This is a genomic window from Xylophilus sp. GOD-11R (genome assembly GCF_033546935.1).
Classification (GTDB): domain Bacteria; phylum Pseudomonadota; class Gammaproteobacteria; order Burkholderiales; family Burkholderiaceae_C; genus Xylophilus.
On the sequence record NZ_CP137854.1, the window covers coordinates 1,763,503 to 1,776,643 of the forward strand.

The following is a 13,141-nucleotide window of genomic DNA, read 5'->3' on the forward strand; positions in this document are numbered from 1 at the left end:
CAATCGATGATTCGAGACAATCCCATGCCATCGTCCAGCACCGCTTCCCGCCCCGTTCTCCGCCATGTTTCGTGCCCGACCGCGCCCGGTGCGGCACGGGGGCATTCCACATCGGACGGCAGCCATCGCATGGCTTATTGGGAGTGGAATCAGACCGGCGATCCAGCCCATCCGCACGTGGTGGTCTGCGTGCATGGCCTGACCCGCCAGGGCCGTGATTTCGACGTCCTGGCGCGGCGGCTGGCGCCGCATGCGCGTGTCATCTGCCCCGACGTCGTGGGGCGCGGCGGCAGCGACTGGTTGCTCGATCCCGCCGGCTACGTGGTGCCGATGTACGCGGCCGACATGCTGTGCCTGCTCGCGCAATTGCACGCCGAGGCGCCGATTGACGTGCTGGACTGGGTCGGCACCAGCATGGGCGGACTGATCGGCATCGCGATCTGCGGCCAGCCCGGCCTGCTGCTGCCCGTGAAGGTGCGCAGGCTGGTGCTCAACGATGTGGGCCCGGCGCTCGAATGGCCGGCGCTGGAGCGCATCGGCCAGTATGTCGGCGAGTCGCTGGAATTCGCTTCGATCGACGAAGGCGCGCAGGCGCTTTGGGAGCGGTCCAGCAGCTTCGGCCCCCACACGCCGCAGGAATGGCGTGCGCTCAGCGAAGCCATGCTCAGTCCGCGCGAGGGCGGCCGCTTCGGGCTTCACTACGATCCGGCCATCGCGCAACCCTTCGGCGCCATGACGCCCGAAGGCGCGGCGCAGTCGGAAGCCATTCTCTGGAGCCTCTACGACGCGATCGATGCCGACACGCTGTTGCTGCGCGGCGCCGGTTCGGACCTGCTGTCGAGCGGCACCGCACAAGCCATGTCGCAACGCGGACCCAGGGCGCGTGTCGTGGAATTCGCCGGGGTCGGCCATGCACCCACGCTGGTGACCGACGCCCAATCGCAGGTAGTGCTGGACTTCCTGGTCGGCGACAGCGCATGAGGAGCATTGTTTCGGCACCCGGCACGGCACCCTTGCCCGAGTCGGTTCCCGAGGTGGTGCTCGCTACGGCGCACGCGCTGCCTGAACAGGCGCAGGCGCTGGCGCGCGCCCGCGCGTTCGCCGAGCCGCTGATCGCGTGCGAGGAACTCGAATCCGGCCAGAACGTGCTGGCGCATGCCGACGCGGTGTCCGCCATGCTCGAAGCCATCGGCGGCTCTACCGCCATGCGGGCGGCGAACTACCTGGTGCACGCCTGCGACCACCTCGCGCGCCCGCAGGAGGTCATTTCCAAGGCCTTCGGCGCCGAGTATGCGGCACTCGCCGTCGAGACGAACCGCCTGATCCATGTGCAGCGGCAAGCGCGTGGCAACGACGGCGGCGCGCGACTGCTGGACGACCCGGCCGTGCAGACGGAGAACGTACGCAAGATGCTGCTGGCGTTCTCGCGCGACCTGCGGGTGGTGCTGCTGCGGCTGGCGTCCCGGCTGGAAACGCTGCGCTACGCCGCAGCCTCCAAGAACCCGCCGCCGCACAGCCTGGCCTACGAGTCGCTGCATGTGTTCGCACCGCTGGCCAACCGGCTGGGCATCTGGCAGGTGAAGTGGGAGATGGAAGACCTGGCCTTCCGGTTCCTCGAGCCCGACACCTACCGCGACATCGCCCGCAAGCTCGACGAGAAGCGCGCCGGGCGCGAGCTGTCGATGGCGCAACTGCGATCGGACCTGGAATCTGCCTTGCGGGCACAGGGCATCGCCGCCACGGTGCAGGGGCGGCCCAAACACATCTACAGCATCGTGCGCAAGATGCGGGGCAAGTCGCTCGACTTCGACCAGGTGTTCGACATCCGCGCCTTGCGGGTCATCGTGCCGACCGTCGCCGACTGCTATGCGGCGCTGAGCTGGGTGCACGAACACTTTCGGCCGATTCCCGGCGAGTACGACGACTACATCGCCAAGCCCAAGGCCAACGGCTACCAGTCGCTGCACACGGTGGTGCGCAACACGGCGGGCCAGCCCATCGAGATCCAGCTGCGTACCCAGGCCATGCATGACCACGCTGAACATGGCGTGGCCGCGCACTGGGCTTACAAGGAGGCCGGCAGCAAGGGCTACGCGGGCGTTTCGGCGAGCAGCGAATACGACGCCAAGATCGCGGTACTGCGGCAACTGCTGGCCTGGGAGCGCGACCTGTCCGGTTCGCAACACGGCCATGGCTTGTTCGCCGACCGTATCTACGTGCTGACGCCCGACGCGGCGGTCGTCGAACTGCCGCAGGGCGCGACGCCAGTCGATTTTGCCTACGCGGTGCACACCGACGTGGGGCACCGCTGCCGAGGCGCGCGCGTGGACGGCGCCATGGTGCCCTTGAACACGCCGCTGCAGAACGGGCAGACGGTGGAGGTCACCGTTGCAAAAGAGGGCGGACCGTCGCGCGACTGGCTCAACGCCGAGCTCGGCTACCTCAGCAGCGCCAGGGCCAAGTCGAAGGTACGTGCCTGGTTCAATGCGCAAGCCAATCGCGAGACCATCGCACGGGGGCGCGATGCGGTCGAAAAGCTGCTGCAGCGCGAAGGCCGGACGGCATTGAAGCTCGAAGACCTGGCCGGGCAACTTGGATTCAAGTCGGCGGACGGGCTTTTCGAGGTCGTGGGCAAGGACGAGTTCTCCTTGCGCAACATCGAAGTGCTGCTCAAGCCGCCGGAGGCTTTGCCCAGCGAAGACGATCTGGTGCTGCTGCGCAAGTCTCGCGGTACCGAGCAGGGTTCCAAGGGCGGCGTGCTGGTGGTGGGCCTGGACTCGCTCATGACCCAGATGGCCAAGTGCTGCAAGCCGGCGCCGCCGGATGCGATTCGGGGCTTCGTCACACGCGGAAAAGGCGTGAGCGTGCATCGCGCCAGTTGCTCCAACTTTCGGGAAATGGCCAGCAAGTCGCCTGAACGCGTGATCGAAGTCGAATGGGGAGCTCCCCAGGCGGGTACTTCGGCTGCCTACCCGGTTGACGTCCGCATCGAAGCGACTGATCGACAGGGCTTGCTGCGCGACATCTCGGACGTTTTTGCGCGGGAAAAGACGAATGTGATCGGCGTGCAGACGCAATCGAGCAAGGGGTCGGCGTGGATGACTTTTACGGTGGAGGTGGGCGACTCCGCGCGGTTGGCTCAGGTGCTATCGGTCGTGGGTGCGGTGGCGGGGGTCCGTTCGGCAAGGCGCGGGTGAACTGGATGCGCGCGAAATTTGATCCGGTGTTGTCGAAGCAGGATTTTTCGTGCAATAATCGCGGTCTCGACGACATACAGGCGCGTAGCTCAGCTGGTTAGAGCACCACCTTGACATGGTGGGGGTCGTTGGTTCGAGTCCAATCGCGCCTACCAATTAACCATTGGTAGCCAGGGAACTTCCTGGGAACTTTGAAGAAATTGCGGCCGCTAGGTGATCCTGGCGGCCGTTTTGCTTTGGGCTATCCAGTCTTGCGCTGGCCGAGCTCGAGCATTGCCTCCATCTTGGCTTTTTCACGGCCACGGTCGGCACCGTCGATCCATTTCGCATAGACCGTGAAGAGCATCTTCGCGTTCGCGTGTCCCATCTGGCGCGCGACATAGGATGGGTTCACGCCTGCGCTCAGAGCGTTGGTGGCGTAAGTATGGCGCGTCTGGTAGGCCCGCCGCGCACGAATGCCCAGCCGGCGGAGGACCGGTTTCCAGTAGTGGTCGCGCTGGCTCCGCTCGTCGTGGAATGCCCTGTTCGTCACTGGGTTCTGGAAGATTTCCTCGCCGGCCACGAACGTCCATGGCTTCATCCGCTGCAGCGCCTGCACGGCGCGGCCCACTAGGTCGACGTCCCGGACGGCGTACGTCTTCAGGGCTTTCACCTCGCCGGCGGTCCGAGCACGCTGGACCCGGGCTGTCTCGTGGTTCCAGTCGATGTCCGACCACCGCAATTCGATCAGCTCCTCCGGCCGCAGCCCGGTCAAGAAGGCGAACTCGAAATAGGCTGTGATGCGCGGATCGCACTCCTTCGTCATGGCACGCAGGATCGATTCCATTTCGGAAGGGGATAGCGGGTCGGGCACGGCCTGCTGGTGGCGGCTGTTCTCGATGCCCTCCATCGGGTCGTCGAGATCCAATTCTCGGCCCGCGAGCTTGAACACCCCGCGCAACGGGATGAGGTAGTTGTTCAGCAACTTGGCCGAGGCCCAGGGGTGGCTGCCCACCTTCGCGGCGATGACACCGTGGGTTAGCTTCGCCATCGGCGTCTGGCCTCCCAGCAGTTCCATCCACACGTCGAGTGCGTTCCGGTACTGGTTCTGGGTTTTCGTTGCGAGCCGGCCTTTCGTTTTCAGCCAGGTGGCGCACATGTCGGCCAGCACCGTTTCCATGGCTCCGGCCTGGCCAGCACGCGGGCTGTCCGGGAAGTAGTCCGCCAGATTGAACGTGCCGATCCGGATCTTGTCGCGGATCTCGGCGGCAACCCGTTCGGCGTATTTGCGATTTGCCGGGGTCGGGCCGAGGGGACGGCCACCCACCGTGAGGGTCTCACGGCAGCGCTTGCCCTGCCACACGAAGAACAGCCGGATGCTGGTCTCTCGAACCTCTACGCCGTTTCGGCCAGAACCCATGCCTCAATCCCCTCCATGTCGATCCACACCCGGCCATCGGGGCCGCGGCGAAATTGCTTGTTCTCCAGCCACACGCCGCGCGACAGGCGCTTGCGGATGGCCTCTTCTGACAGTCCCATGATCGTGGCGGCCAGTTCGACAGTGACGAACCGGGCGGCCCGCACGTACGGTTTTGCTTTCGCTGGCGCCGGCGGGGACACCACGCTGAGGTGTTGGTTTGCAGCTGCGCGCATCAGGCGCCTCCTTTCTGTTCTTCGTTCGCCAGCTCGATCAGCACGTCGGCGTGGCAGGGCGTGCCGGCCTTGCACCAGCAAGCGAGGTTTTTGCCGCGCAGCTCGCGGCGAATGTCGGCGAGCGAGACCCATGCGTTGCCCTGGCGCTTCGTTTCGGCCATGTAGCCGCCCTGGCGCTCCACCAAGTCGCGAAACAGCACCACGGCCATGGCGTTGTCCTTCACCAGCTGCTCGCCGTGCGTGCCGACGTAGGTGTCGCCGACACGGAATGGGTTGCCCCAGATCGTCGATCGGTCGACCTTCACGGTGTCGGCCGGCATGCGCCAGCCGGCGGCGCGGCTCAGATGAATGCGTACCGGCTCGGTTGTTTTATGCTTGGTCATCACATTTCCAAAGGACGTTGGCACCATAGCGGGTGGCGAGCCGACACATTGCCTTCTTGCAATCCAATGTTTTCTCACGTCAAGGCCGTCTACCGATTGATCGCAGTCCGCTATGGCACCGACGGTTATCCGTCGAAATTCCAATGGCGCCTCCATCTCTTGGACGAACCGACGGGCCAAGGGCAGTGGGAGGAAACGGTGGGAAATGACCGAGTAGTCGCTGCAGCACACGCTGGACTGGTTTATGTCTGGGGGCAGTCCGGCGTCGTGAATCGCATCGGTGCAGTCCCCCGTCCCTTTGGCGACGGCGGCATTCCGGTTGACTCGCCCAGCGTGCCCGCTGACTCGCGCTTGAGTGCTTTGCCGCGCTTCTGATCTGCTGTTATTGGCAAAACTCGCCTTCAACAGATCATCGTTTGATGATGGGAGGCAAATTTGGACGCGACTGTGAACGTAAAGGGTTGGCTCATAAACATCACGCTCGCGGAGGATGCAGTGGGGCAATGGGACTGGACCTATCGTTCCGAGGACGGAAGCGCGGTGCGAAATAGTGCGGGTCGCTACAGCTCGGATGGAGAGGCTTTCAATGCGGCTCGCGACTTTGCGTTCGCACATGCGGAGCTTCGCCGCAGGTAGGTGGCACCGAACCCGAGGTAATGGGTAGGCGGAGGCGATCATGCTGACTTACCTCTCGGCCGCTCACGGTTGACGGGGCTGGCGGCCATGGCGGCGCATTGACCGGTATGTCCTCGGGGCCGTGTGCATAGCCAACCGGCGGACGGCCGATCGCACGGCAGCAAGGATCGCAACCCTTCCGCTATCTCCTCAAGCTCGCCTACGTACTCCTGGCCCGCGCAGGATAGACCTGTGCCGCCAGTTTCTAGGTCGTAACTACCATGTTCATCCATGTAGTCGTTGCGGCGCTTGTCGACCCACTTCGCGGCAGCCTCAACGCCGGCATTAAAGTTGGTCGCTTCCGCTGCCCTATGCGCTGCAGGCTGGGTGGTGGCGACAGGGGCGGCGAGGGCCAGCACCTTACGAGCGAACTGCAAGACTTCGACAGACCGCCCGCCGATCCGCCACGGAACGCCGCGCAGCTCGGCCGCAGCCTGAAGTATCTCGGAGTTGCTGAGCGTCACCGGCTGGCTTGCCTGCGCGGCAGGCGCGGCGGGTAGTGGCGAGTGCTTGGGCTTTGCGGCCTGTTTTGCGCGTATCGCCTCGACCTTCGTCCATATGCGGGCCAGCTCGACTTCGGCGGCATCGTGCATGTCCAGGCCGTTGGCAAGACACAGAGCAGCCAGCGTGACCATGACGCCTCCGACCTCTTGCGCCGGCTCGCCGACAGGCCGGCCGTACACATAGTCCACCAGCTGGTGAGCTTCGCTGGCCGTGCAGCCGGTGGATTGCACAAGCTCCAGAGCTTCTTCCAGGAATCGGTGATTTCGTTCCTCTCGATCGCCGGCGATCATCTCGCCGAAGCACGCCATCATCCACGGCTGAACGCGAAGCTGAAAGCTCTCTGCCGGCGCCGTAGCAGGTGGCGCGCCAAAGCGGGCGATGGCAGCTTTCCAGCCGGCCTGCACAAGCTCTTCGGGCGATGCTGGATCGCTGGCGCTGGTTCGTGCGCTGCGGGCGATTGCGCGAAGTTCGTCGCCGGTAGGCGCCACCGTCTCAGCCGCTCCGCTTGGTGCTTGGGCGCGGCGGGAGGATTCGTTTGTGGGGGTCATGCTGTGTACTCCTGTTCCGCCATCTCACAGAAGAAGCTGCAGGACGGCAATTTTTCGTTGCGCATAGCCGGGCCGACCGGCAGGTCGCGCAGCGGGAAGCGTTGATCCTTCAAAGGGCCGCTGCGGTAGCGCAGGAACCAGCTGCCTGCGCCAAGCTCGTCCTGCACGCAGCACATTTCCTCGAACTCCTCGGGGAAGTCCTCGCGGATGGCCCGCCAGTAACCTTCGCCACCCTTGACACAGCCTTTGCAATTGGCGTTGTCGTAGCCCAACTCGTACATCACCGGCAGACGGATGTCCGCACGCAAGACCATTGCCTTGCAGTCGTCCTTGTTCAGGCCGGCGGTGACCAGCGGCGCCAGCGCGACGCGGCCCGGGTTGTGCTGCATCCAGTCGTCCCAGCGGTCTTCCTCCTCGGCGGTGAAGCCAAATACCAGGATGTCGCCCGGCTGCTCCCAATCGGCCAGCAGCTTGCGTTTCAACTCACGGGTGCACGGCGCGCCGCGTGGGCCCTTGATGAAGCGGCGGTTGCGGAACACCTGGATGATGTCGGCGCCGTATTTCTGGTCGCGCAGCTGGGTGAATCTGCGGCCGGTCCACCGCTCACAGTCGGCCAGGAAGCGACGGTTGTCCTCGTGCTCCTGCTTGATGAAGGCGTTGACTACTTGCACGTCATGGCTGCGGCTGTACTGGGCCAGGGCGAGTTTCGTGGCCACGGCGGACGCCGCACCACAGCTGAACTGACAGACGATGCGACTCATCCCTGCCCCTCCACCGCCTGGGTAAGGGCGGCATCGCGGACGATGGCGCCACGGCAGGCGACCTCTTCCTCCTGCGCCGGCACTGCCGCCACAGCCTGGTTAACGATCATGCGGACCATCTCGCCCCCGATGTTTTGTTGGCACATCAGGCGGGTGAGGGTGTCCTTGTCTAGGGTGATGGGGGTCATGGACGGCCTCCAGCGACCGCCACCTCCGGCAGCTTGAACTTCTTAAACGGCAGGGCCTTGATGTGCTCCCCGAAGAACTTGCCAATCGACTCGGCGGCCAAGAACGCGGCGTGCGTCTCGGGTTCGACGTTGGGGTATTGGTAGAGCGCTTGGCCACGGGTGAACGTCACAGCCAGGGTCTTCGTCTCAGGGTCGTAGCCGATCTCCGCGACTTGGTTGGACTCGACGGCTTGGCGGTTGATGGCCAGGGGCTCGCCTTCGGAGAAGGGTTGAGCGATGGGGAAGGTCTTGGGCATGCCGATCTCCTTCAAGCGGCCTGCAGGGCGCGCACGCGGTTGATGTGGGCGACCAGAGCGGCGGTGATTCGCAGCCAGTCGGATTCGCGATACAGGGGAGCGGCGCGCTCCTTGCCGGCGGGCTCAAAGCCCAACGTGGATAGGAAGGCGCCGGGCAGGGCGAAGCCAAGGCGCTCGGCCATCTGGCCAAGCCGCAGGGTCGGCACCTCATCGGCCGCTGGTTCCTCAAAGGTGTTGGGCGTCAAGATCTCTGGTTCCGCCGGCGGCGCGGCGGCAGCTTGGGCGGCGGCGGTGGCTGTCTGCACCACAGCGCGCGTCGACTCGGCGGCCTGCTGGCGCTGGCGCTCTGCCGCCTCGGTCTTCCGCTGTGCCTCGGTCTGGCGCTCGCGCTCCTGCTGCTCGGCCTGCAGGCGCTGTTGCTCGGCGACGCGTGCCTCTCGTTCGGCGCGGGCACGTTCCTCGGCGCGGATCTGCTCGCGCTGGGCTTCTGCCTTGGCCTCTTCCTGCCGTTGATGGTCTGCGATACGTGTCCGCACCAAGGCGGTGAGGTCGTCGTTTGCCTTGAGCACCAGGTGGGCGGTATCGGCGAAAAGGAAGTGGTGCGCGTGGGCCATCTCACGCAGGGTCGTGAGGTTGGCCTGTATGCGGTCAGCGGTTTCGTTCGCCGCAATCTTGGTGTTGGCCAGCAGCGTGTCGACGGCATCCTGCATGCTGTCGAGGTTCTTTTTGCCCTTGATGGCGCCGCCGAAGTCGGCCGTCACAGCGGGCATGTACGGCCGGCCGAGCCGCACGTTGAGCGCCTCGACGTGGGCCTTAAGCAGGCGAGTGGCGTCGGTCACGATCTGCAGCCGCCGGTTTTCCTTCTCCGCGGCGACTAGCTTTTCGCGCCCGAGCCGGGTGGTGCGCGCCAGGCCGCGCAGGTCAGCCACCATCCGGCGCATGGCATCGATGTCGCCGAGCTCGGCGAGCGCAGCGGTCTCACCGGCTTCGAGCGCTTCCTCGACCTTCTTCAGCGCCTTGCACTCTGCTTCGGCATCCGCGAATTCCTGGTCGGTGGCTGGCTTCGGCACCATGCGGTCGATGAAGGCGCGCAGAGCGGTGCTGATCTCCGGCAGGTTCGACGCCACGGTGAGGGCGCCATTCAGGCGAAGCGATACGGCAGGCAGGGTCTGCACCGGCGCAGCGATGACGGGCGCGGTTCTTTCGGTGGGCACATAAGTGACGACGTCGGCTTCCAGTTGCGCCCAGCCGGCAATGATCCGGGCGCGCAAGTCGAGGTCAGGCAGGTAATTGGCCGCACGCTTCTCGACCAAACTGTCGCCGTCCCACTTCGTGGCAAGGAACAGGATGCGGTCGCAGCCGGCGACCAGGCACTGCTGTTCCATCTGTACGCGGTACACGTCCGGCAGGAGGGCGCCGTCCCACTCTTGCGTGTCGTTGGGCAGCGCCGCGCGAATGGCGCTGTTGAGACTCTTGTGCTCAAAAGCGATCGATCGATCCATCGTCAGGCCGTCGAAAGATGCCGAGTACTTTCCGTTTGTGCCGGTGACCGGATAGAGGTCGTCGTCGACGATCTCTTCGGCGAGCGGGCGGGCGAGGGCCTCGGAGCGGTGGCCTTCCGCGAAGATCATCTGCACCTCAGCCGTTACCTCGGGCGTGATGCCGGTGGCCAGGCGCTTGACCAGCTCAGTGCGGGTTTCGTAAGGCGAGACGCCCATCATGGCCGGGGCGTCGCTGGCGTTGAAGTGGCGAGCGCGGTGGGCCAGCCATTCGGCCGTGCCCTGCTGGAGCTTGTGCGTTTGCATGTGGTATTCCTCAGGTCAGGTCGAATTGGCGGGCGTCGTGCAGCGCGGTGAGTTCCTTGCGTTGCTCGGGGTCGGCGACCTCGCCGATCAGCTCGGCAGCCTGGGAAAGCTGCTCGAGGTTGGTAGCGAGGCGGATGCCGTCGGCGACCTGGGCAAAGGTCACGGCGGTCTTGGGCTCGGCGACCGTGGTCGGCTTGAGGGCGCGGATCATGGCTTTCTGCTCTTCGCTAAGCACGCTCTTCGACTCAACGAAGTCAATGATTTCTTCGGCGCTCGTGCCCTTGTCGATCGAGGCCTGCCACTTGGGGAGGCGCTTTTTGAAGGCGTCGTCAGGCCACGCCTCACGGGCAGGCTGAGCCGGCGGCGGTGGTGGCGCGCCGACGAGATCGGCCATACCCATGAAGGTCTCACCAGGGGCTGTGATCTCGTCTGGCGAATAGACGCCCAAAATCACGTCCGGCGCGTAGAGCCGAGACCAGCGCTTCTGCGCGAGGTAAGCGAGCTGCTGTTTGGGGTCGTCGGCCCACAGCGTGGAGTTCCGGACACGGGCTTGGGCCAGAAGGAGCTCGAGCGTGCGAGGTTGGTCTTCGCCGCGAAGGGTGGCCCAGATGCGGATACCGCAGCCGGTCTCGTCCTCCATGGTCCAGCCCGGCTGCCGGTACTCCCCTTTGTCACCCTTTTTGATGACGACTTCCCGATGACCTTTTCCCAGGGGCCGTACCACTCGAAATGAAACCGGTCCTTCACTGCGCCGCTGCTATTGATGACGGCGGCCACCAGCTGAGCCTCATAGCCAAGCGTTCCGTTCACCAAGTGGGTCTTCTGAGCGACGGCAAAGGGGTTCATGCCCCACTGCATCGACTGCAGGGTGATGGCGAAGCAGTCGCCCGGGCTATTGCGCAAGTGTTGAGGCACGGTCGTCTTGCCGCTCGCCATAAGGTTGGCGATGCGCTCGAGACGTTCCATGCTGGCGCTGTCCATCAACAAAGCGCCGGCGCTGGCGCTGCTGACGGCCAGGGCCGCGGTTTCGGTTTGGGCTACAGCGTTCATTCGGCGCTTTCGGGTTGGGTAGAGGAATGCCGGCGGCGCACGGGCTGCGCAGCGGTGGGGTGTTGGGGCCGGGCGGCGGGGTGCTCAGCCACGTAGAGGGCGAGCTGCAGATCGGTCGCCTCGGCGCCGCGCTCGGCAACGATCTCAGCGGTGATCTGGTCGGCCTCGCTATCGCGGTTTGTGGCCGTCCCGAGCAGCAGGACGACGGCCATGGCAGCTGCGAGAGCACATCCGGTTTCGTTCAGCCAGCGGCAGGAGAGAGAAGGGCGGCGGGTCATGCGGAGCCGCCTTGCTGAGCGATCGGGGCGTTCCCGCGCTGCGCCATAGCTGCAGCCAAGCTACGGTAGTCAGCGATGGCTTGGTCCACCTGCTCAGCCATGCCGTAGCCGAAATCGTTGCCGTACTGAGCCCGCAACTTCAAGAGCAGGAAGCCCATGCCCAGGGCCATGCCCTCGGCGCGCTCTGCGCGTTTACGCAGCTTGGCGGTAAGGGACGTGGTCATGCCCGGCCCCCATGCATGCAGAGGTCGTAGCGGCCGTCTGCCTTCATCGCGGCGATCTGCAGATCCATGGCGATCGCACGCTCCTCGGTCCATTCGCGGACCGGGTGTTGTGCAGCGCGGAGGGCCGGCATGTCGCAGTCGTCGACCGCATGCTTGGAGCGGAAGTCCGCCACGATTTGGGCGGCGCCGGCTTGCGTGATCTGAGTCAGGTGGGGCGCAGCGGTGGCCCCTCGGTTCTTTTGCATTCCCATCGCTCCGGTTGGTTGCGTTGGGATGAATTAAACATTACGTTTAAACTTCGGTCAAACGGTTTGTTTAACAGAACGTGTAAGGAGCCAACACAGCGAGGCGATAGCAGGAATTGCCGAAGCGACAGGGCTAGGATGCGAGAGCCTGTACAACGCTTTTCAAAGCAGCGCGGCATCGGTTTGACGCGGTGGTCAAGGTGCTTAAGGCGATGAGTTTGGAGCTCACCACTGTTCCAGCCGGCCGGCCTGGTTTATAGGCGTGCCTTCACATGGAGAAGTCGGTTGACCATGGCAATTTTGCCAACCGTTAACGTTGCCTCGGCGATGGGTTTCCGGGGGCGACGTTCACATACGGCTGTAAAGGCGCAATCGGGACTGGGGGCGCCGATTGGTCGATGTAAACCGGCCCACGCCCTTGCGCCTCGCGAGTGCTGTACGTCTTGCCGGGGGGCATTAGGGGGCGCGTCTGTAGCGGAAAGCAGGCACTGCTGCCGCATCGCGTCAGTCTTCATGGCCTTGCAGTCGCTGACTGTGAGCGGGCCTGCTGCATTGGCTGAAAGACTAACGATGAGGCCAATTCTCAATAATCCGTCTCGCATAGCCTCTCCTTGTCTGCAGCGGCTATTGTCTTTCGGTGCGGCACCGAGTGCGCCAACTCACGCGAGCGTACTAAGGCTTAGGCTTGGATAGTGTGGTCTGGTTGTCCTGTTGACCGGTACTGACCTTCTGCTCCTGCTTCGGGCGCGCATCGACGTTGAAGAAGTCTCGAACTTTGTCCAGCATTCCCGGCCGAGAAGGTTTGATGGTTGGGCGCTGTAAACGTTCGGCGAGCGGCAGGAGTTCTATTTGACGATCTTGCTGGGCAATGCGCTGGATCGCATGGGCGACGTAGTAGTCGGCTTTAAATCGTGGGTCTTGGACGAACAGCAGAACGTAGCTGTCCATCTGTCTCGTGCATCCGCGGACTGCGGTGTAGACCATTGCGCCGACGGGATCAATGGCATACGTGGGCAGGTTGCGCAGCGCCAGCTCGGTGCACATCCGGTAGACCTGGAATCTGTCTGCGTATTCCTTGTCGCCGACAGTTTGCTCGATGAGCCGGGCGGCGGTTAGGAAGTCTTCAGTCTTGGACAGATTGACCGTTGTCGGCCAAGGCATCGGGCCCCAATCCTGGCCGCCACCTGAGGCCTGCTCAATTGCCTGGGCCGCTGAGAAAGCCGCCATTGCTGCGGCAGCGATGGCTACTTTTCGAAGGTGACGCTTAAGGGTGGCGGCGGGGCCGGTGGTCGTGCGCTTCTTCGCATCTGCGCGAGTCTCAATTCCGGTCATCATTGCCTTTGCGTCATTTCTCT

At 64.4% G+C, this 13,141-nt stretch carries 15 protein-coding genes, 1 tRNA gene and 1 pseudogene; 4 read left to right on the forward strand and 13 right to left on the reverse strand.

Annotated features, from left to right (window positions below):
• Window positions 1-24: 24 nt before the first annotated feature.
• The 3 genes from R9X41_RS08155 to R9X41_RS08165 all read left to right on the forward strand — a co-directional run bounded on the left by R9X41_RS08155 (window position 25) and on the right by R9X41_RS08165 (window position 3,352).
• Entirely contained in the window at window positions 25-981 is a 957-nt protein-coding gene (locus R9X41_RS08155) for an alpha/beta fold hydrolase (protein ID WP_318634373.1), read from the forward strand.
• Complete coding sequence (locus R9X41_RS08160) at window positions 978-3,197, forward strand: RelA/SpoT family protein (protein WP_318634374.1); 2,220 nt, start codon at window positions 978-980, stop codon at window positions 3,195-3,197. Before R9X41_RS08155 ends, R9X41_RS08160 begins: the two co-directional genes overlap by 4 nt.
• 78 nt (window positions 3,198-3,275) lie before the next feature.
• Window positions 3,276-3,352, forward strand: a tRNA-Val gene (locus R9X41_RS08165).
• 86 nt (window positions 3,353-3,438) lie between these two features.
• Here R9X41_RS08165 and R9X41_RS08170 read toward each other — a convergent pair.
• Genes R9X41_RS08170 through R9X41_RS08180 form a run of 3 tightly spaced genes read right to left on the reverse strand, consistent with a single transcriptional unit; the run spans window position 3,439 to window position 5,212 of the window.
• Window positions 3,439-4,596 carry a site-specific integrase gene (locus R9X41_RS08170; RefSeq protein WP_318634375.1) on the reverse strand — a complete coding sequence of 386 codons (1,158 nt, stop codon included), beginning with the start codon at window positions 4,594-4,596 and terminating at the stop codon, window positions 3,439-3,441.
• Window positions 4,572-4,829, reverse strand: a complete 258-nt coding sequence (locus R9X41_RS08175) for an excisionase family protein (RefSeq protein ID WP_318634376.1) — start codon at window positions 4,827-4,829, stop codon at window positions 4,572-4,574. The genes R9X41_RS08170 and R9X41_RS08175 overlap by 25 nt, the downstream gene beginning before the upstream one ends.
• A complete protein-coding gene (locus R9X41_RS08180) occupies window positions 4,829-5,212 on the reverse strand; it encodes a DUF4326 domain-containing protein (RefSeq protein ID WP_318634377.1) in 384 nt (127 codons plus the stop codon). Before R9X41_RS08180 ends, R9X41_RS08175 begins: the two co-directional genes overlap by 1 nt.
• A 66-nt stretch (window positions 5,213-5,278) precedes the next feature.
• Between R9X41_RS08180 and R9X41_RS08185 the strand changes: the two genes are divergently transcribed.
• Window positions 5,279-5,587, forward strand: coding sequence for a hypothetical protein (locus tag R9X41_RS08185; protein ID WP_318634378.1), 309 nt, complete (start codon window positions 5,279-5,281; stop codon window positions 5,585-5,587).
• A 299-nt stretch (window positions 5,588-5,886) separates the two neighbouring features.
• Here the strand turns inward: R9X41_RS08185 and R9X41_RS08190 are convergent, their stop codons facing one another.
• The 10 genes and pseudogenes from R9X41_RS08190 to R9X41_RS08240 form a co-directional block, all read right to left on the reverse strand.
• Window positions 5,887-6,939: a hypothetical protein gene (locus R9X41_RS08190; RefSeq protein ID WP_318634379.1), complete on the reverse strand. Its 1,053-nt coding sequence runs from the start codon at window positions 6,937-6,939 to the stop codon at window positions 5,887-5,889.
• Window positions 6,936-7,700, reverse strand: a complete 765-nt coding sequence (locus R9X41_RS08195; RefSeq protein ID WP_318634380.1) for a hypothetical protein — start codon at window positions 7,698-7,700, stop codon at window positions 6,936-6,938. Before R9X41_RS08195 ends, R9X41_RS08190 begins: the two co-directional genes overlap by 4 nt.
• Entirely contained in the window at window positions 7,697-7,888 is a 192-nt protein-coding gene (locus R9X41_RS08200; RefSeq protein WP_318634381.1) for a hypothetical protein, read from the reverse strand. The genes R9X41_RS08195 and R9X41_RS08200 overlap by 4 nt, the downstream gene beginning before the upstream one ends.
• The gene (locus tag R9X41_RS08205) at window positions 7,885-8,184 is read right to left on the reverse strand and encodes a KTSC domain-containing protein (protein ID WP_318634382.1); all 300 of its coding nucleotides are present in this window, start codon (window positions 8,182-8,184) and stop codon (window positions 7,885-7,887) included. The genes R9X41_RS08200 and R9X41_RS08205 overlap by 4 nt, the downstream gene beginning before the upstream one ends.
• An 11-nt stretch (window positions 8,185-8,195) precedes the next feature.
• On the reverse strand, window positions 8,196-9,989 hold the full coding sequence (locus R9X41_RS08210; RefSeq protein WP_318634383.1) for a YqaJ viral recombinase family protein: 1,794 nt from the start codon (window positions 9,987-9,989) through the stop codon (window positions 8,196-8,198).
• Between the two features lie 10 nt (window positions 9,990-9,999).
• Window positions 10,000-11,039, reverse strand: a pseudogene (locus R9X41_RS23685) (RecT family recombinase).
• Window positions 11,036-11,251: a hypothetical protein gene (locus tag R9X41_RS08225; RefSeq protein ID WP_318634385.1), complete on the reverse strand. Its 216-nt coding sequence runs from the start codon at window positions 11,249-11,251 to the stop codon at window positions 11,036-11,038. Before R9X41_RS08225 ends, R9X41_RS23685 begins: the two are co-directional and overlap by 4 nt.
• Before the next feature lie 62 nt (window positions 11,252-11,313).
• Window positions 11,314-11,541, reverse strand: coding sequence for a hypothetical protein (locus R9X41_RS08230; protein WP_318634386.1), 228 nt, complete (start codon window positions 11,539-11,541; stop codon window positions 11,314-11,316).
• Entirely contained in the window at window positions 11,538-11,786 is a 249-nt protein-coding gene (locus R9X41_RS08235) for a hypothetical protein (RefSeq protein ID WP_318634387.1), read from the reverse strand. Before R9X41_RS08235 ends, R9X41_RS08230 begins: the two co-directional genes overlap by 4 nt.
• Window positions 11,787-12,458: 672 nt before the next feature.
• A complete protein-coding gene (locus R9X41_RS08240; RefSeq protein ID WP_318634388.1) occupies window positions 12,459-13,121 on the reverse strand; it encodes a hypothetical protein in 663 nt (220 codons plus the stop codon).
• Between the last annotated feature and the right edge of the window lie 20 nt (window positions 13,122-13,141).

Coding starts and splice junctions, on each gene's coding strand:
- R9X41_RS08155 (WP_318634373.1), top strand. CDS start 25: ATGCCATCGTCCAGCACCGCTTCCCGCCCCGTTCTCCGCCATGTTTCG.
- R9X41_RS08160 (WP_318634374.1), top strand. CDS start 978: ATGAGGAGCATTGTTTCGGCACCCGGCACGGCACCCTTGCCCGAGTCG.
- R9X41_RS08170 (WP_318634375.1), bottom strand. CDS start 4,596: ATGGGTTCTGGCCGAAACGGCGTAGAGGTTCGAGAGACCAGCATCCGG.
- R9X41_RS08175 (WP_318634376.1), bottom strand. CDS start 4,829: ATGCGCGCAGCTGCAAACCAACACCTCAGCGTGGTGTCCCCGCCGGCG.
- R9X41_RS08180 (WP_318634377.1), bottom strand. CDS start 5,212: ATGACCAAGCATAAAACAACCGAGCCGGTACGCATTCATCTGAGCCGC.
- R9X41_RS08185 (WP_318634378.1), top strand. CDS start 5,279: ATGTTTTCTCACGTCAAGGCCGTCTACCGATTGATCGCAGTCCGCTAT.
- R9X41_RS08190 (WP_318634379.1), bottom strand. CDS start 6,939: ATGACCCCCACAAACGAATCCTCCCGCCGCGCCCAAGCACCAAGCGGA.
- R9X41_RS08195 (WP_318634380.1), bottom strand. CDS start 7,700: ATGAGTCGCATCGTCTGTCAGTTCAGCTGTGGTGCGGCGTCCGCCGTG.
- R9X41_RS08200 (WP_318634381.1), bottom strand. CDS start 7,888: ATGACCCCCATCACCCTAGACAAGGACACCCTCACCCGCCTGATGTGC.
- R9X41_RS08205 (WP_318634382.1), bottom strand. CDS start 8,184: ATGCCCAAGACCTTCCCCATCGCTCAACCCTTCTCCGAAGGCGAGCCC.
- R9X41_RS08210 (WP_318634383.1), bottom strand. CDS start 9,989: ATGCAAACGCACAAGCTCCAGCAGGGCACGGCCGAATGGCTGGCCCAC.
- R9X41_RS08225 (WP_318634385.1), bottom strand. CDS start 11,251: ATGGCCGTCGTCCTGCTGCTCGGGACGGCCACAAACCGCGATAGCGAG.
- R9X41_RS08230 (WP_318634386.1), bottom strand. CDS start 11,541: ATGACCACGTCCCTTACCGCCAAGCTGCGTAAACGCGCAGAGCGCGCC.
- R9X41_RS08235 (WP_318634387.1), bottom strand. CDS start 11,786: ATGCAAAAGAACCGAGGGGCCACCGCTGCGCCCCACCTGACTCAGATC.
- R9X41_RS08240 (WP_318634388.1), bottom strand. CDS start 13,121: ATGATGACCGGAATTGAGACTCGCGCAGATGCGAAGAAGCGCACGACC.